The 17,431-nt window shown below is 63.1% G+C and carries 19 protein-coding genes and 1 riboswitch; of the genes, 7 read left to right on the top strand and 12 right to left on the bottom strand.

Annotation, left to right across the window (positions count from 1 at the left end):
* Positions 1-106: 106 nt before the first annotated feature.
* Together LB526_RS27060 and LB526_RS27055 are read right to left on the bottom strand one after the other, a co-directional pair.
* Positions 107-934, bottom strand: a complete 828-nt coding sequence (locus tag LB526_RS27060; protein WP_224630378.1) for a GcrA cell cycle regulator — start codon at positions 932-934, stop codon at positions 107-109.
* A 94-nt stretch (positions 935-1,028) separates the two neighbouring features.
* Positions 1,029-1,445, bottom strand: a complete 417-nt coding sequence (locus LB526_RS27055) for a hypothetical protein (RefSeq protein WP_224630377.1) — start codon at positions 1,443-1,445, stop codon at positions 1,029-1,031.
* 205 nt (positions 1,446-1,650) lie between these two features.
* Here LB526_RS27055 and LB526_RS27050 point away from each other — a divergent pair, with 205 nt between their 5' ends.
* The 3 genes from LB526_RS27050 (at position 1,651) to LB526_RS27040 (ending at position 7,468) form a co-directional block, all read left to right on the top strand.
* On the top strand, positions 1,651-2,283 hold the full coding sequence (locus tag LB526_RS27050; RefSeq protein WP_095768299.1) for a helix-turn-helix transcriptional regulator: 633 nt from the start codon (positions 1,651-1,653) through the stop codon (positions 2,281-2,283).
* 188 nt (positions 2,284-2,471) lie between these two features.
* On the top strand, positions 2,472-6,674 hold the full coding sequence (locus tag LB526_RS27045; protein WP_224630376.1) for a tetratricopeptide repeat protein: 4,203 nt from the start codon (positions 2,472-2,474) through the stop codon (positions 6,672-6,674).
* 47 nt (positions 6,675-6,721) lie between these two features.
* On the top strand, positions 6,722-7,468 hold the full coding sequence (locus tag LB526_RS27040) for a hypothetical protein (RefSeq protein WP_224630375.1): 747 nt from the start codon (positions 6,722-6,724) through the stop codon (positions 7,466-7,468).
* A gap of 55 nt (positions 7,469-7,523) precedes the next feature.
* Here LB526_RS27040 and LB526_RS27035 read toward each other — a convergent pair whose 3' ends face one another.
* The 4 genes from LB526_RS27035 to LB526_RS27020 all read right to left on the bottom strand — a co-directional run bounded on the left by LB526_RS27035 (position 7,524) and on the right by LB526_RS27020 (position 11,034).
* Positions 7,524-8,537, bottom strand: a complete 1,014-nt coding sequence (locus tag LB526_RS27035) for an ABC transporter substrate-binding protein (protein ID WP_224548544.1) — start codon at positions 8,535-8,537, stop codon at positions 7,524-7,526.
* Positions 8,534-9,307, bottom strand: coding sequence for an ABC transporter ATP-binding protein (locus LB526_RS27030; RefSeq protein WP_224548535.1), 774 nt, complete (start codon positions 9,305-9,307; stop codon positions 8,534-8,536). The genes LB526_RS27035 and LB526_RS27030 overlap by 4 nt, the downstream gene beginning before the upstream one ends.
* Complete coding sequence (locus LB526_RS27025) at positions 9,304-10,089, bottom strand: ABC transporter permease (RefSeq protein WP_411968214.1); 786 nt, start codon at positions 10,087-10,089, stop codon at positions 9,304-9,306. Before LB526_RS27025 ends, LB526_RS27030 begins: the two co-directional genes overlap by 4 nt.
* Positions 10,090-10,425: 336 nt before the next feature.
* Complete coding sequence (locus tag LB526_RS27020) at positions 10,426-11,034, bottom strand: Ykof family thiamine-binding protein (protein WP_224548531.1); 609 nt, start codon at positions 11,032-11,034, stop codon at positions 10,426-10,428.
* Positions 11,025-11,137: riboswitch (TPP riboswitch) on the bottom strand. Its footprint overlaps the gene before it by 10 nt.
* A 220-nt stretch (positions 11,138-11,357) precedes the next feature.
* Here LB526_RS27020 and LB526_RS27015 point away from each other — a divergent pair.
* On the top strand, positions 11,358-11,702 hold the full coding sequence (locus LB526_RS27015) for a hypothetical protein (RefSeq protein WP_224548528.1): 345 nt from the start codon (positions 11,358-11,360) through the stop codon (positions 11,700-11,702).
* Between the two features lie 690 nt (positions 11,703-12,392).
* Here the strand turns inward: LB526_RS27015 and LB526_RS27010 are convergent.
* The 4 genes from LB526_RS27010 to LB526_RS26995 all read right to left on the bottom strand — a co-directional run bounded on the left by LB526_RS27010 (position 12,393) and on the right by LB526_RS26995 (position 13,871).
* Complete coding sequence (locus LB526_RS27010; protein ID WP_224548525.1) at positions 12,393-12,641, bottom strand: hypothetical protein; 249 nt, start codon at positions 12,639-12,641, stop codon at positions 12,393-12,395.
* A gap of 231 nt (positions 12,642-12,872) precedes the next feature.
* Entirely contained in the window at positions 12,873-13,127 is a 255-nt protein-coding gene (locus LB526_RS27005) for a DUF2934 domain-containing protein (protein WP_140845423.1), read from the bottom strand.
* Between the two features lie 107 nt (positions 13,128-13,234).
* Positions 13,235-13,444, bottom strand: coding sequence for a hypothetical protein (locus LB526_RS27000; RefSeq protein ID WP_095768291.1), 210 nt, complete (start codon positions 13,442-13,444; stop codon positions 13,235-13,237).
* 127 nt (positions 13,445-13,571) lie between these two features.
* Entirely contained in the window at positions 13,572-13,871 is a 300-nt protein-coding gene (locus tag LB526_RS26995; protein WP_140541659.1) for a DUF1236 domain-containing protein, read from the bottom strand.
* Between the two features lie 214 nt (positions 13,872-14,085).
* On the opposite strand from LB526_RS26995, the gene LB526_RS26990 reads away from it, so the two are divergent.
* Entirely contained in the window at positions 14,086-14,436 is a 351-nt protein-coding gene (locus LB526_RS26990) for a DUF982 domain-containing protein (protein ID WP_095768289.1), read from the top strand.
* A 181-nt stretch (positions 14,437-14,617) separates the two neighbouring features.
* On the opposite strand, the gene LB526_RS26985 is transcribed toward LB526_RS26990, so the two are convergent.
* Together LB526_RS26985 and LB526_RS26980 are read right to left on the bottom strand one after the other, a co-directional pair.
* Positions 14,618-14,839 (bottom strand): hypothetical protein, encoded by a 222-nt coding sequence (locus LB526_RS26985; protein WP_140541743.1) that lies wholly within the window; start codon positions 14,837-14,839, stop codon positions 14,618-14,620.
* 216 nt (positions 14,840-15,055) lie between these two features.
* Positions 15,056-15,355, bottom strand: coding sequence for a DUF1236 domain-containing protein (locus LB526_RS26980; protein WP_224529617.1), 300 nt, complete (start codon positions 15,353-15,355; stop codon positions 15,056-15,058).
* Between the two features lie 274 nt (positions 15,356-15,629).
* On the opposite strand from LB526_RS26980, the gene LB526_RS26975 reads away from it, so the two are divergent.
* Positions 15,630-16,505 carry a DUF1236 domain-containing protein gene (locus LB526_RS26975; protein ID WP_318013289.1) on the top strand — a complete coding sequence of 292 codons (876 nt, stop codon included), beginning with the start codon at positions 15,630-15,632 and terminating at the stop codon, positions 16,503-16,505.
* A gap of 286 nt (positions 16,506-16,791) precedes the next feature.
* Positions 16,792-17,139, top strand: a complete 348-nt coding sequence (locus LB526_RS26970; protein ID WP_224529620.1) for an exopolysaccharide production repressor protein — start codon at positions 16,792-16,794, stop codon at positions 17,137-17,139.
* Positions 17,140-17,431: the final 292 nt, after the last annotated feature.

Raw genomic sequence — 17,431 nt, 5'->3', positions numbered from 1 at the left:
GCACGGAGAGGGGGCCTTCGTACGGCGCTCCCCTCTCCGTCCGCTTCGCCGAGCCATCTCTCCCCACTTCGTGGGGCGAGGAACCTTGATCTTGCCGGGACGCCTCTCACACCCCTCCCCCGCGATGGCCGTGAAACCTTGCATGGTGATGAGCGCAGTAGGAGCGCGTGGCCGATGTCGGCAGGCCGCAGCAGAGCATGTCCGGTCCCGGGCGCGTGCCGACGAGATCGGCTTCGGCATCCTCGCGCAGCGCAAGATCGAGCGGCGCGCGGCAGCGGCCGAACAGGCAGTCGAGAAAGCGCATGGCCGCTACATGCGGCTGGCGGCCAGGGTTCATCGAAGGCGGCGGCGCCGGGAGCTTGTATAGATGCGCTTCGGATTTTTCGCGGGTGCCAGGAGCGAGCCAGGCAGGCGGCAGGGTGCGCGCGGGTTTGCGCAGCTTCGGCTTTTTGGGCTTGGGCGGAATGCGGGCAGCGACGACATTCGCTTGCGTGACGGTTCCATCGACGGACAGGTCTGCGGGACAGCACCCCCTCTGTTCTGCCCGTCCTCCGCAGCAGCTGCGGAGGGTGGACCGGACATCTCCCCCGCAAGGGGGGAGATTGGCTGTGGCAGCGTCGGTGTCTTCCACTTGCCGCGCAAGCGCAGCCGGCTCGGAGAGCGTCACGCCTCCGGCCGCCGCCCTGCCCCGCCTGCCCGGACGATCCGGCCGGGCGTGCTTCCTCGGCCTGCCGCCGGCGCGGCCGCCTTTGGGATTGGCGAAGCCGATGGCGCTCAAACCGGCGTTGCGGTGGACGATGCCGATGATGGCGTTGCGCGAGACCGGGCTGCCGCGCAGCGCGCTGAAGCGGCCGGCGATGCGCGAGGCCGACAGCCCCTCCTTCAGCAAAGCGGCGATCTCGTCGATTTCCTTCTCGGTGTAGGCGGCTGCCATCTGCTCATTCCGTTGATTGCGAAGCGCTTGGGGCGAAGCGCCAGGCTTCAGGCCAGGCGCCAGGGTTCGGCCGCGAGGCCGTTTGGTGGTCAGGTCAGCGAAGGCGTTGAAGGTCAGGCGGCGCCGGCAGCGTTGTCTTGGCGCAATTCCGGACGGAAAACCGCTTCGCACTTTCCTGGAATTGCTCTGGCGCCGCGCCGGTCAGGCGGAGAAGAGCGGCCTCGGCCGCAGCCCGCGTCAGGCCCGACACCGCGCGGCCCGTCTTCCGGTCGAACAGGATGACGGTGCCGTCCTCTGTGCGGATGCAGCTTATGCCCGAATTGGGGGCCGGAGCCGGGGGAGGAACGGCTCCGGCCGTTCCGGTGAACCGGGGTGCGGGCGGTTCAGCCGGATCCGGGGCAAGCGCCCCGGAATGCGCCCGGACCGGGGAGGAGGACGGTCCGGACGATTGGAATTCGACAGGCGATTCGAACGGGAAAGACGGTTCGAATTGGAAAGGCAACGCGTTCATGCCGCCTCCTTTTGCGTGGCGGCGAACGCGTCGATGCTCCGCCAGGAATCGATAAGCCCTGAGATGCTCGTCGGCGGCACCGGAATCATCGGCTGTGCGGAAATGCTTGCGGGATGTTCATTCATGCGCTAAGCGTACGTTATGTACGAAATACGCGCAAGCGAAATCGTACACTTTGGACGATAATTTTCAGGCATTTTGTACGATGATGGATTCTCGGCACAGATTGCAGCAGGCGCGGGCCCAGGCCGGCTATGCCTCGCCCAGCGATGCGGCGCGGGCCTTGCGCGACATCAACAAGAACACGCTGATCAGCCACGAGAACGGCAACCGGCCGCTGTCGCGCAAGGCGGCGGAGAAGTACGGCCGGCTGTTCGGCGTCGATCCCGGCTGGCTCTTGTTCAACGGGGATGGCGCAGAGGCGGCGCCGGTCAATTTCGCCCCCTCGCCCGTCACCATCGATGTGCCGATCGTGTCGTGGATCAGCGCCGGCGAGCTCGGCAGCCAGGACAGCGTCGTCAACCTCTCCGACTATCCGACCATCCCCACCGCCGACCTCGAGGAAGGCGAGTGGATCGCGCTGCGTGTCGACGGGCCGTCGATGAACAAGATCTCGCCGCCGGATTCGATCATCTTCGTCAACCTGCGCGACAAGCGGCTGGTGACCAATGGCTGCTACGTGATTTCAGACGAGACGGGACGCGCCACCTACAAGCGCTGGCGCCCGAACGACAACCCGCCCTTCCAGCCGGCATCCTACCTCGACATTCCGCCGCCGGAGCTGGAGGGGGCGATCACGATCATCGGACGGGTGAAGCGGTCGATGATCGATATGTGAGGGGATAGGCCGGTGTCGTCCGGCAAAGGTCACGATCCTCCGCCCCTTTTGTCCTTCTGTCCTTCTGTCCAACCAGGCCAAGCGCATAAATTCAGCCCTTGCAATTTTTGCTTGCATTGAGGAACAAAAAGAGAACTATATAAGCGTCCGTCGCAGCAGCCGTGGTAACTCCGGGGGGAGGATCAACAATGTCATGCCGCATCGCCGCGTTTTTGCGCGTGCTTGTTGGTGAGGTTTTGCGCGGGCCGCTGATAGTCCTGGCGGGGATGCTGGTGCTTGTCGGGCTGACCGAGCCAGCGCTCGCTGTTGTCAAGGACCCTGCCCTTTGTTTTGGCGACGAAAAAAGCGCCGGCGATGCCAAAGTCGCAGCCGACCGCCGCATAGCAGCCTGCAGCGTGATTGCCGAGGACGTCACGGGGGCATCCCCTTTGCGCGCCAAGGCTTATTTCTTCAGGGCCATGGCCTTGGACGACGAGCAAGACTGGGATGGCGCGATCGCCGATTATGGCGAGGTGATCGCGCTCGATCCCAAGCAGACTTCGGCCTATTTCAATCGCGGCACCGACTGGTCCAACAAGGGGGACGACGACCGGGCGATCGCGGACTTCAACATGGCGATCAGCCTGGAGCCGTCCGACAGCCAAGCCTATTCCAGCCGGGGCTCGGCCTTCCTGCACAAGGGTAAGGTTGACGCGGCCATCCTCGACTTCCAGCAGGCGATCGAGGCTGATCCGGGAAACGGCAGGGCGCATGCCGAACTCGGCTCCGCCTTGGCCGCGACGGGCGAGCAGGAAAAGGCGATCGCCGCATATGACGAGGCGATCCGGATCGATCCGACGGACGTGACCGCCTTGGTCAACCGCGGCATCGCCCACGCTGCCAAGGGCGGATTCGACCGTGCTATTGCCGATTACGACACTGCGCTGGGCATCGACCCCAGGAGCGCCGACGCCTATGCCAAACGCGGCGCTGCTTGGGCCAACAAGAAGGAGTGGGTTCGCGCGATCGCCGACGCCAACAAGGCGATCGAGCTCGATGCTGGAAACGTCGACGGCTATTACTACCGAGCCGTCGCCTGGGCGGGCAAAGGCAACGACGAACGCGCCATTGCCGATTTCGGCCAGGTGATCGCACTTGATCCGAACGATGCCGGAGCCTGGTTCGCCCGTTCGCTGATACGAGCCCGGCGCGGCGACGCTGCCGGCGCGGCGGCCGATTGCAGGAAGGCCATCGCGCTCAAGCCGGAGAAGGCCGGTGATTGTGATGCGGGACCCGCCGACGCCGAGATGCCTGCGGTGGAAACGGCGTCCAAACCGGATCTTTCCGCTTTGACCAAGCAGTTGGAGGCCACTGGCAGGCAGATCCGTTCCAAAGATGCTGCCGCGCAAATCCAGGATGCATTGAAGCAGCAGGTCTCCGGCGACGTGCCGGGCGCGATCGCTTCCTTCGGCTATGCCATATCACTCGATCCCGACAACGCCGAGGCCTATTACGACCGGGCGGTCGCCGCGGCCTCGCAAGGAGACGATGCCCTTGCGGCGAGCGACTGCCGGCGCGCCGTCGAACTGGACCCGAAACGTGCCGACGCGTGCGCCGCGCTCATGGCCCAAACCGTTCCGGTCGCCACCACACAGGACCAGGCTGCCCAGGATCAGGCCGCCGCCAGGATATTGGTCGAACGCGCAGGAGCGCGTCTGGCAAAATATGGCGTCGACGGCGCACTGCTCGATTTCGACAAGGCGATCAGCTTCGATCCCAAAAATGCCGACGCTTATCTCGGCCGCAGCCGCGCCAGGACGCTCAAGGGCGACCAGGCCGGTGCGGCGGCGGATTGCCGGCGCGCCGTCGAACTGGATCGCGCACGGTCGGGAAGCTGCGACCAGCAGGCTGCCGGTGATGAGGGCAAAGCTGCGCCGGCGGCAGACCTGGAGCAGCCAAGACCGGCGATCGTCAGTCCGAAGTCTGCGACCGCGGCTTTTGGCATGCCACCGGTCGTGCTGAATTTCGCCGCCACGGACGACCTTGCCGAGAAGTCTATCGAGGCGAGAGACCCGCATGAAGTGGAACTGATCCTGGGCGGCGACGCCTGGCTGGACATGGGCCAATATGATGAAGCGATCGGCGCCTATAATGGGGCTATCGCGCTCGATCCCGACAACCGGTTCGCCTATTTCGGCCTGGGCAACGCGGCTGTGAACAAACGCGCCTACGCCCAAGCGATTGCCGATTACGACACGGCCATTAAACTCGCCCCTTCTTTTACCACGGCCTATCTTCGCCGGGGTCTTGTGAAGATAATGTTGGGTGACGTGGACGGCGGGCTCGCCGACTGCAACAGAGCCGCCAAACTGGACCCGAAGGCGCGCGAAGCTCACTACTGCAAAGGCTTGGCCTGGCAGGCAAAGGGCGACGCCGGGCGCGCCATCGCCGCCTATTCGGTCGCCATCGGGATCGATGCCAAGGATGACGCCAGTTACTATGGGCGCGGCATGGCGCGCGCCGGACGGCAAGACTATGACGGCGCCATCGCCGACTTCGACCAAGCGCTCCGGCTCGACCCCGGCAATTCGGATTATGCCGCCAGCCGCAGGGCGGCTTTGGAGGCCGGCGGAGAGGCGCCCGAGCCTGCCGGCGACGCCTCCAAAGCGTATGGCTCCGATGTCGCGGTGGTTATTGAACATGCCGACCAGCTAACCAAGCAGCACAAATTCGCTCGGGCGCTTGTCGAATACGGCAGGGCCATCGAGTTCGCCCCGGACGATGCCCTTGCTTATTATCACCGGGGGATGGCTAAGGCGCAGTCCGGCGACAACGACGGGTGCAGGCAGGATTACGAAAGGGCCGCCCAGCTCGATCCCAACAATGCCGACATCGTCGCCACGTTGGCCGCCACGGTGGCGGCCAAAGGTGAAACGGAGCGCGCTATTGACGGCTACACGAAGGCCATAACGCTGAAGCCGGGCGATGCGTTCTTCTATTCATTACGCGGCGACGCCTTCAAAGATATCGGCGACTATGATCGCGCCGTCGCGGACTATGAACAAGTGATCAAGCTTGACCCCGACCGCGACGATATCGGCGGCCGGCGCGCGGAAGCAGTCGCCGCGAAAGCCGAGCAGCAGGCGATCCTGCAAGCCAATCGAAATATGTCGGATACAGAAATTGCGCTGGCCGCCTTCACTGCGGGAAGCGACTGGTTCGCGAAAGGTGACAACAACCGCGCCTCCGCCGACTACAATTTAGCCGTCAAGCTCGCTCCCGAAAACGTGGTCGGCTATTTCGGCCGCGGCAATTTGTGGTTCCGCCTGCAGAAATACGATCGGGCTATGGCCGACTACAACAAGGCCGTGCAGTTCGATCCGAGCTTGGCCAATGCCTATGTCCGCCGCGGCCTGACATGGATGAAGAAGGGCAATTTCGATCTGGCCATCGCCGATTGCGAACGGGCGATGGGCATCGACGCGAAGTCGCGCGATGCGTATTTTTGTAGAGCCCTCACCTTTGAGACCAAGGGCGATCCCGAGAAAGCCATTGCCGACTATGGCCGGGCGATCGATCTCAAGCCGCAGGACGCCTCCATGTATGTGGCGCGCGGCAAGCTTTTGGCGGACAAGAAGGACTACGGTCGCGCCATCGCCGATTTCGACAAAGCACTCGGCCTGCAGCCAGGCAATGCCGACGCCCGCAAGGGCCGCAAGCTGGCACTGGCCGCGAAGGCAAAGACGTCAGGCAAGATCGAGAGCGGAGCGGCGACCTCGGCAGGCAGCATCCCATCCGCAGCCAGGGCGGCTTTCAACGAGGCTCAGGTGCTGGACAACAAAAACGACTATGACGGCGCCATCGCGCAGTACGGCAAAGCGATTGTGCTGTTTCCCGCCTTCCGGGACGCCTATGTAGCGCGCGCCATCCTTTGGGAGACGAAGGGCGATTATGCCCACGCCATCGCCGATTACAGCCAGGCTATAGCCATCGACCCAGACATCGGCGACACCTACAGCGATCGCGGCCGCGTCCTCAGCTACCGGGGGGACTATGACGGAGCATCGGCGGACTACGAAAACGCCGTCCGCCTCGATCCAACGAACGCAAGGATCTATGCCGGTCGGGGCGCGTTCCGCATGAAGCTCCATGAAGACACAGGAGCACTCAGCGATTTCGAGACGGTGCTTAGACTCGATGGCAACAATGTTTTCGGTTACTCGGGCCGCGGCACGATCCGCGCCCGCAAAGCGGACTATGACGGCGCGATCGCCGACCTCAACCAAGCGATCAAGTTAAGGCCAAATTTCGCTGCCGCGTACAAATCGCGAAGCGCGGTGTGGGAAGCCAAGGGCAATCGCAAGCGTGCGGAAGCCGACCGCAAGAAGGCGCTAAGTCTCGGGGCAGAGTGAGCAGGGTGTCGGAGCGCAGGCGGATGTCACCTTGGAAATGGTTGCAAGTGGCGGCGGTCGTCCCCGTCAGCATCGTTGGGGCTGAAGTGATGCCAACGATGTTCGGCGGCGGCAGACATCATCACCATCAATCAGTGGAGATGCCGCCCCAGCCGGTAACCACCGCCGACATCGATGCCGAAATCCGGAAGCAGGATCTCCAGATCTTCGAGGCTATCGCCCGCGAATTTCCGGACGACTACGATGCGATGTTGCGCAAGATCACTGCCGCGGCCCAGACCGGAAACCAAACAGAAGTGCGCAATGCCAGCAGGCAGGCGGTCGCCGATCTGAGGCACAGATACGCACCGCTCCTACCTTCGGCGCCGGACAGCAACGTCTCGGAAGCGCTTTCGGCGCAACTCGACATGCTCAATCATCTCATGGCGCGCGAAACGCCGACCACCTGCAACAATTACCTGCGCAACGGGCCGGACGCGATCAGTGCGCCCGGCCACGATTTCCGGGCTGACCTGGACAGGATCGGCGCCACCCTGTTCCGCGCCTTCGGCGCCGCCAAAAGAAGCGGCCTACCGGCGGCAGTGCCTAGCGATCAGGACTGGTCGCTGGTCGCCGACGTTTTCACCAAGATCGGCGGCACGCCGGCCGAGATGGAGGGTATCTCGAACATCAACCAGAACTTCCCGGGTCTGTGCCCGGCCATGGCGAAATTCTATGAGGCCGCCCTGGTAATGCATGGCGAACCCGGGTGGCACATTAAGACCGCGCTGCTTCTTGCCATCGTCGAGAATTAGGCACCGGACCGGATTTCCGGCAGGTTCCGGCGCGACACTGCGTTCCTGCGTCCTCTCAGGCACCCAGAAACTCGTTGCTGAAAAATGCCCCGAGATCCGGCTTCTGCTTCAGCGCCTTGCCATTGCCATCCAGTAGGATCCCCGAGGCGAACAAATACCCGCCCATCGCCTCCATCTTGGCCTTGTCCATCGTGCCGATGGCGCCGTCCGCGCTTTTCAGGAAGTGCCCGTCGTTCAGCGCCTTCAGCGAGGCTTGCACCAGCGCTGGGTTGGTCAGCGTATCCTTGTTCGCGGCGATCAGCAGCTCGCCCGCCTGCTGCGCATGATCGACGGCGAATGCGTAGCCGCGCCGCGTCGCCTGGACGAAGGCCACGGCCGCCTGTCGGTTGGCGGCGAGGAAGGCGTTGCTGGAGACAATCAACGTGGTGTGCTCGTCCGGCACGCCATAATCGGCATAGCGGAAGCTGCGCTGCTTGAGCCCTTTCAGTCCGGCCTCGACGCCTTCCCAGGTCGAGACTTCCAGCGTGAAATCGACCGCGCCGTTGGCCAATGCCTCATAAGCCGAGGTACCCAGCGTCACAGTGGAAAACTCACCTTTGCCGCCGTCATGGCGGATGATGGTCGAGATCAGCGCGTTCTCCCAGGCGCTGCCGAAGCCGCCATAGGTCAGGCCGTCGAGATTTTTCGGAGTCTTGATGGCGGCGCGGTCGGCGTTGAAGACGACGCGGCCGGTCTCCGACTGGACGACGGCATAGACGGCCTTCAAATCCGCGCCTGCGCTCTTTTGCGTGAACAGGCCGAGCGAGCCGGAAATGCCGAAATCGGCGACCTGGCTGGCCACCAGCGTGCCCGAGCCGGTGTCGCCGTAGGGCAGGATTTCGACCTCGATGCCAGCATCGCGGTAAAAGCCCTTGTCGCGGGCGACGAACAGGCCGATGTGATTGGTGTTGACGGTCCAGTCGAGCGCGACGGTGATTTTTTGCGCGGCGCCCCGGGCACGTGCAGCAGTCCCGGCAAATGGCAGACTGGCGGCCAGAAGCATCGCTTGACGGCGGGTGAAGTCGGTCATCGGTTTTCTCCATCGGATGGTCGGGAAATCGGTTCGGCGGCGCCGAGCAAAATGTCGAGGATGCCGGCCTCGATCGCGGCCGTCTTGCGGGCAAGCGCCGTGCTCTCGGTGCGCGGGCGCGGCAGCGGCACAGCCACCTCGCGCACCACGCGCGCGGGCCGCGCCGACAGCACATAGATACGGTCGGACAGAAGCACCGCCTCGCGCACGTCATGGGTGATGAGCAGCGCCGTCCAGCGATGGTTTCGCCACATCGTCTCCAGCCAGCGCTGCATGGCCGCGCGGGTGAGCGCGTCGAGCGCGCCGAACGGCTCGTCGAGGAGCAGCATGTCGCGCTGCTGCACGACGGTGCGCAGCAATGCCGCGCGCTGGCGCATGCCGCCGGACAGCTCGGTCGGCCAGGCGCGCTCGAAGCCGGCAAGGCCGAACTCGGCGAACAACGGGGCCACGCGCTCGCGCGCCGCGCGGCGCTTCACGCCCTGCACCTCGAGCCCCAGCGTCGCATTGTCGATGACGCGCCGCCACGGCATCAGCGCATCGCGCTGCGGCATGAAGGCGAAGCGGGCGCCATCGAGCGGCGCGCCGTCGAACCGCATCTCGCCCTCGCCCCGGATCGCGCCGGTGAGCAACTGGAACAGTGTCGACTTGCCCGCGCCGGAGGGGCCAAGGATCGAGACGAACTCGCCCTCTTCGACATGCAGCGAAATGCCCGCCAGAACCTCGAGCATGCCGAAGTTTTTTCGCACGTTGCGGAGCTCGAGCCGGGTCATGGCCGGCCCTCTCGGGAAGGCTTGTCGCCATAGCGCTCCGCCATTTCGCTCCTTGCATTTTCCCAGGGCATGGCGAGACGCTGGGCGAGCACGGCGAGGCCGAACAGCGTGAGCGTGAGCGCCGAACTGACCGCGACGGCGGCGAGCACCAGGTCGGGGCGGAAATTGTTCTTGGCGTTGAGCATATAGATGCCGAGCCCTTTGGCGGCACCCGCATATTCGGCGAAGATGGCGCCGACCACCGCATAGGTGATGGAGATGCGCAGTCCAGCGAAGAAATAGGGCAGCGCCGACGGCAACCGAGCCAGCCAGAAGATGCGCCGGCGCCCTGCTCCCATGGCGGCGAGCATCTGACTGATTTCCTTGGCCGTGGCGGCATAGCCCTCGACCAATGCCACCATCATCGGAAAGAAGGTGACCAGCGCCACGAGCAGGATCTTCGGCAATAGCCCGAAGCCGAACCAAAGCACCACCAGCGGCGCGATCGCCACCAGCGGCAAGGTCTGGCTGGCGATCAGGAGCGGGAACAGCGCGCGGCGCAAGGGGGCAAAGAAGTCAACCAGCGCCGAGAGGATGAAGGCGGCAACGAGCGAGCATGCAAAGCCCGCCAGCGTGGCGCGGATGGTGGGAAGCGTGTTGTCGGCCAGCGCCGCCCGGTTCTCCCAGGCCTGCGCCAGCACGCGCGAGGGTGCAGGGAGCACGGTAGGGGCGATGCCGCCAAGGCGGGCGTAGAGCTCCCAAGCGACGAGAAGGAGAGCGAAAGCCAGCGCAGCGGGCAAGATCTTGGCGACGGTCGTGGTGAAGGCTGATCTCCCCCCTAAAGGGGGAGATGGCCGGCAGGCCAGAGGGAGGCGCGACGGAACGCCAGCTTTCGAAAGTTGTGCGGGAGCGGTTGGCGAACGCCGCGTGCGCAACCAGTTGAAAGGCCGGCGGGACAGCACCCCCCTCTGCCCTGCCGGGCATCTCCCCCGCAAGGGGGGAGATTGGCCGTCACCTCGGGTTTCGCCAATCTCCAGAGGTTCCCCTCTCTCCTGCGAGATGGGACTGGGGGCATCTCCCCCACGCAATGGATCAAGCCAAACAGCCACAACATCTACCTCGATAGATCGAGCTTGCGCTCAAGCCGCGGTTGGGCTGTTCGCCGAAATGGTGATGTCGAGCGTCACGTGACCGGCGCCCGGCCCGAAGCGGCAGAAGGCTTCGTTCAGCGTGGCGAACACCGCGCCGGCGTCGCCGCGCAGCTTGGTGCAAAAATGCTTGGAGCGTTCGAAGACGCCGGACCGCTTCAGGAAATCGATGCAGCCATAGATCTCGTCCATGTGGTCGCCGGTGCCCATCACATAGAGCGAGAATTGCGCCGCCACCGGCTGGTTGGTCGAAAGCATGGCCCCGACGGCGCGCAGCGCGGCGCGCTTGCGGTCGTCGAGCGGGATCGCCGGGCCGCCGATCTCCTCGGAGCGGCAGATCGGGTCATCCGGCTCGCCGGGGCAGCCGCGCGAGACGGCTGCCGACAGAACACAGTGCCTGCCGCTTTTGGCGGCCGCCACGAACAGGTCGCGCATGGCTGGGAACAGCACCTCGGGCGGCCCGACCAGGAGCGTCGAGATATCGTCGGTTTCGATCCTCAGCCTGTCGCGGTAAGGATCGAGCGCGCCAAGCGCGCCAAGGATCACGCCGACGAAATCGTCGGCCATGGGATAAAGGGAAATCTGTGCGCCGGAAAACATGGCCCGCCTCGCTCCGCTGGTATTATCCAGATCAGCTTTAGGGTCCGGAGGCTTGCCGCCACCATCTCAGCCCCGACCGTACGGAGCACCCCTGTGGATGGCCGGGTTAAAGCACTGTTTGCGGTGCTGGGAAAGCGCTTTTTTGCGGTGTCGGTTGGGCCAACCGCCCATCTCCCTATGGGAGATGCCGGTGGTTATAAGATTTTTGTAGTTTTCTTATAACTGCTTTATCTAACCTATTTTGTCGTTCAAATTGTACGAATCTCGCTTGATTGCTTTTCGTACGTAAAGTACGATACTTCCCTTCCTTTGAGGGGATTTGCTTGAACACCGCGAACCATGCCGCTTTTGCCGACCTCTCCCATCCGTTGTTGTCGCCTTTGCCGCTCGCCGAGCGCGAACGCCTTGCCGGCGCCTGGCGCATGGCCAGCCAGGACATCGCCGACGACATCCGCTTCATCCGGCAATATCTGAAGGTGATCGCCGAAAAGGAGGAGCGGCTTTCGACCGGCACGCTGGTGCATGGCCGCGCCTACGTCGAGGCGTGCGCGGCCTGGCTGCCGGAGACGGCGGCGCGGTATTTGCGCAACCTCAGGCTGATCAGCGAATGCGAAAGCGCGATGATCGCCGCGGGGGTCAGGTTTGCCCGATCGAGCGATGCGTGGTGAGAGCGTTTTGACCTCTTCCGTTAGAGAAGGGAAGGAACTCCAAGGCCGCCAGCGACGCGAACAATCATGCCGCTGCAACCCTCGGCTCTGGGCCTCGAAAAATGCATCGTTTCACACAATCGCCAATTGGTGGACGCGGGCGAGCGGCCGGGCGTTAATTCTGCGCAGGCGAAGGAGGGTAAAGCCGTATACCAGGGAGGAATTTCGTTTTGATGGACCAACAAATCGACATCGGCATACAGCCTGACGATCAGCCCTACGAAGTCATTTCATTCGCCCGCAAGCATGGCCTGACGGTCCCGGTTGCCGACGCGGTCCTTTTCGCCAAAGGTCCGTCGCCGTCACGCGCAGCTTGCGACATGGCAGCGCTTGCCTTCCTCTGCGCGGTCGCGCGATACGCCGGAAAGCAAGGGACGCGATAGCCTCCTCTTATAGCTTAATTGCAACCCGCATGCCGCCGGCGTGGCTGCTGGCGGCGGCGACGCCGAGCGTGCCGGTCAGCCGGCCGCCATGGCCGAAGCCTTCGCTCAGAGGTCGTGACGGTTCAGCGGGGAGCGTAGATGCGAAGCATGGTGCCGTTATCGTAAGCGGCCGTCACGAGGACGTTTAGCTTGAGCGCGTCCGTCAAACCGCTGAATAGCGGTTTGCCACCGCCATAGGCGGATCGGCCGAGTCAGGATGACATACTCATCAATCAGACCTGCCTTCGACAGCGCCTGAGCGAACTCTGCGCCGCCCCGCAATAATTTCGCCGCCGGGTTGCTTTTCAATTAGCGATTCCTCGTGCAGGTCACCTTTCGCAATAGTGGACTCTGGCCAAGTTGCCTTTTTCAGCGTTTTCGAAAACACGACCTTGGGGATGACGTTCATCGGCGCGGCATAGGCATCCTCGGATTTTTGCCAGTACGGGCCCATTTCCTCGTAACTCACGCGGCCCATGATGTGTGTGCCAGCGCGACTGATGCGATCGAGTTTCCACCGCTTGAGCTCTGCCGTTCAGGAAAACCGCCCGTCGACATTCCCACCGGCCCTACGACATATCCGTCGACCGACATGGTCATGATCAAGACGACTTTGCGCATGGTCGGTATAGCCTCCGGGCACAGTTCTCACACGGAGCGTCGCACCGTCACATGATCCGGTGAAAAGGGGGCAGGCCTTGGCTGGCGGTCAGCCCTTGGTCTTCCTGGCGGGGGACTTTGCCTTTGCCGGGCCCTTGGCGGGCTTCTCCGCCTTGGCCGCTTTCGGCTTGTCGGCCTTGGCGGCGGCGGCCTTTTTCGGGCTCTTGGCTTTCGGCTTGCCGGCCGCATCGACTTCGGCCGTCGCTTGGTCCCAATGCTCCTTATGAGCGCCTTCGGGCCGGCCGGCCTGCTCCCAGATCTCGTGCGCGCGCTGGCGAATGCGTTCGTGCCTGTCGTCCGTCACTGTCGCCTCCTGATGTTGGGACGGTTCCCCGGCGCGAACATTAGCCGAATTTTCGCGTGTCGTCTTCGGTATCACGAACAAGCGACCGACCTGGACGGCAATTTCGCTCAGTGTCCGTCGGTAACGACCGCGATGCCCAGATGCGCTGCCTTTTTTGTAATCAATCCGGCTAAATCCGCGTCAGAGCGGTCGGTCCCCGTGCGCTGGCGCAGCAGGGTAATCGCCTCGTGCATCGACAGTAGGCCAGTCCTATGCTCGGCCAAAAGCTTGTCGACTTGGCGTGCGATGTCAGGTGATTCGACGTGTGGATGATGCATGGCAACGACTCCTTCCGCGCTTCGTTGCCTCCCAAACCACTGCCCTATCTTGGGCCTTATGCCCGGATGCGAAAAGAGCCCGATCCTTGCCCAGTGCTTCGGAGGATCGGGCTCTTCCAGGCTGGATCTACTCGATCACCTGAACAACGCGGCGCGTGCCGGGATCGATCAGCACCGTATGGTCGTTGACGACCGCATAGCGGTACTGGACGTCCGGAACCTGCTGCAACTCGACGGTGTCAGGCACGGTCGAGCCGACGCCAAGCTCAAGGCCGAGCACATTGACCGAGGCGATCGGATGCTTGTGGACATATTCCTTGACCACGGTCTGCTGCTCGGGGGTGACGATCACCTCGTCCGCGGCCGCGATGCCGATGCCGGCCATCAGAGCCAAGCCGGCGACAGCTGGAATGAGGGTGGTTTTCATCGTTTCTCTCCTGTTGCGTTGGTGAGCTCCGCCCTGCCTCCGCAGGGGCGGAAACACGAGCAGGTCGAACATGGGAGCTCCCGGGGCAAACGCCGCCGGCAGGGTGTTGTTCCGTCAGCGGCGACTAATTGATTTGGCGGAACCTTCGCATCGGCTCCGCATTGGAAGGCATTGAAACTGCCCAAGTCTTTGAAATCCTAAGGATGCCGCAGTCATGCAGGAAGGCTCCATCAGAAGCGACATCGAACTTCGCCCCCCCGTGGCCATCGCGGTGGGTGCCGGCTTCAAGCGCGAGATCGCCTCTCTTACCGCGATGCAGAACTTTCTCAAGGAATGGCCCCAGGCCATGCGGGGCGGCAGCTACGCCAACGCATTCCGCGCCTGTGAGGCGGCGCGGAGCGGAGAGATCGATCTCGACAAGGCGCGACAGGCGTTCCTGGTCTTCGCGCGGAAGGCCGGGATCGAATGGACGGGCGCCGATCCCGTCGCGGTGCTGCGCGAAGCAAAGATCAGGCGAATCCGGGCACGCGAAAGCCGGGCACCAAACCGGCACGTGCCTGGCTAGGCCCAGCCTCGACGCGTTCGGCACACCATGTGATCGGCGTTGTCCTGCAAGTTTTGGGATTTGGCCGGCCGATCCTGGGAGCAAGCTCGGCGCCTCCTGGCGTCCATCTTGCCTGCCGACCGCCGCCTTCCCGGCTGACGGTCGGGCTGAAACGATCCGGGATCTCGACTGGTGGCCGCTGTCAGTTCGGCGCCGATTCGCCCAGCGCCTCGGCAACAAAGGACGCAGCGATCAGATCGTCGGCCTCAATGCGTAGGGAGCCCTCGCCGCCCCCCATGATCGCCGCGACCTTCTGGAAAGCCTTCATTTCATGCTCGGTGATCCGGGCGTCTTGCATCCTGGCTTTGAGATGGGCAACACGCATCCCGAGCGAACGAGATGTTCCGATTTCTCGTTTCGACATGTTGGTAAACTCCTCCTCGCCCCGCCCGTACTGTTCGCCACCGCCCGTATTTTCACGTTGCCACTGGTTTGTGTTGTCTATGAGACAACGTGAACCAGAGCCGGTAACTCAAGCGCTGAGGGAAGGTTCCGTTAGCACATGGTAACAAAATAATAATCGGTTAATGGCCCGTCGCCGTAACCAGGCGGCGGGCCATCCGATTTGATGCGCTGTCGATCAATCGAGGACCTTGACGATCTTGCGGGTACCAGGGTCGACGATCACCGTCCGGTTATCGACGACGACGTAACGGTATTTGACGTTGGGCACTTCATGTAATTCGACCGTGTCGGGAAGCGTGCTGCCGATATTCAGCTCGACGCCCGGAACCTTGACCGAGGCCAACGGCTGTTTATGCACGTATTCCTTGATCACGGTTTCCTGCTCCGGCGCGATCACGACATCCTGCGCGGCAGCCGCGCCGATACCAGCAAGCAGCAGGAAGCCAGCGGCGGCGGAGGTGAGGTGCATTTTCATTGGTCGTCTCTCCTATGTGGATCTGAATCGAATCGCCTGAATGCTGCGCCTGCGATTTTCCACAGCGGGTCGGCATTGCCGTAACGCCGTTCGTCTACCCTTGTTCCTGCAAAACTGGACCGGCGCCTGCAAAAACAGCTGCCGCCGTGTTCCGCGACCATCGCCTCCGACCGTGGCAACAATTTCGGAACAATGCGTTTCGGGCTGGGTTACCCATCCGAAGGGACCGACTTTCCGAGGAGAAAATCCAATGAAACATCTGCTGATCACAAGCATGATCGCGCTCGGCGTCGGTTGCGGCGCCGCGATGGCGCAGACCGAGTCCGCGCAGCCGAGCGGCGGCGACAACAATTGCACGGCCGGGACGGCCGATTGCCAAAAGGGCGGCAAGGCGGGCGGCCAGGCCCAGGGTGAGATGAAGTCGCAAACCCAGCAGAACGCCCAGGGCAAGGCCGGCGCAAACACCGAAGAGCAGGCTCAAGGCAAGACCAAGATGAAGACCGAAGAGCAGGCTCAGGGTCAGTCAGGCGCCAACACTGACCAGAACGCCCAGGACAACACACAGCTGAAGAAGAAGAAGCAGCAGGCGCAGGGCAAGAGTGGCACCAGCACCGAACAGAACGCCCAGGGCACCACCAAGATGCAGACTGAGCAGAACGCCCAGGGCAAGACCGGTACGACGACCCAGCAGAATGCCCAGGACAAGACGAAGACCGAGACCGATCAGCAGGCTCAGGGTAAGACCGGCACGACCACCGAGCAGAACGCTCAGGGCACCACCAAGATGCAGACTGAGCAGAACGCCCAGGGCAAGACCGGTACCACCACCACCCAGCGGAACGCCCAGGGCAACACCAACGTCGAGACCGACCAGAACAAGACGGCGTCGATCAATAACGTGACGGTGGAACAGAGGACGCAGATCACGCAGGTCATTCATGAGAGCCATGTCGAACCGGTTCGCGACGTCAGCTTCGACATCTCCGTCGGCGTCGAGGTGCCGCGCCACAAGGTGCGTCTGCACCGTCTGCCGGCCCGGATCGTCAAGATCGTTCCGGCTTATGAAAACTATGAGTATTTCGTCTTGGCCGATGGACGCATCGTCATCGTCGACCCGGACACCTACAAGATCGTAGTGATCCTGAGCTGATCCGGTCAGCATAGCGGATAAGGGCCCGCCCAGGTGGCGGGCCTTTCTGCATGGAGAGGCATCTTAAACCCGGCAGGCAGTCGCCCGCATAACGCTGCGGTCCATTAGGCATGACTTGAATGTCGCCGGCTCGGGAACGATCCGGCGCAATTGCCAGTTGTCACAGCGGAAGTCCTGCGTCCGTGGTCCCTGTCGGGGCCGGACGAAAGGGCAATGGGGCCGCCGGCAAACCGTTCAAGCTTGCGGTCCACCCGGAAAAGGTGCATGGGTCAAAATGGGTAGAGAAATGGGCGAGATCGCTGATGGCCGAATATGGTCGCGGCGCTCGGTTGGGCAAATGTATTTTCCGCAGTTTCTTGTGGGAATGGTTGGCACGCTTCTAGTGATCCTCGGCTGGACCTTCATGTCCACGGGATCTGTCTGGATGGCGATCGGTTGGACATTCCTGGCGGCCGTGGCTCTGCAAGCCGGCTATTTCGTGGCCGTGCTCTGGCTCGTGCACAGTGAGACCCGCGTAACCGACGAAGGCAAAGCGGACGTAAGCGCGGCACCCGCCAAGATGCCCGGACCGTTCGAGCGCGATGGCATCATCCACGCCCTCATCTTGCGGCTGTTCCCGAAACTGCTTCCCTGATCGCTTTGCGTCGGTTCCGGCCGCGGACCGATCATCTATTCCTTCTCGACAGGCATCCACGCCGCAATAGCCCGGCACGTTGCCTCTTGAATTCGACCGCAAAGGCCATGCTACACCTCGGCGCCAGGGGCCCGAGGCGCCATCCGTTGCATCGGAGCCGTTAGACCGCCACTAGCTTTGCATCGGCGATGGGCCGCCATCAACAAAATCGATGCGGCGCAACCAAACGCCGGCTGCAGCTCTCCTTGATCGGAGGCTGTAGCCGGCGCGCCTGAAATCCCTGCTCGGTTCG

Origin of the sequence: Mesorhizobium sp. CA6, assembly GCF_020165035.1 — a bacterium.
Classification (GTDB): Bacteria; Pseudomonadota; Alphaproteobacteria; order Rhizobiales; family Rhizobiaceae; genus Mesorhizobium.
This window is presented reverse-complemented; position numbering and strand designations above follow the sequence as displayed.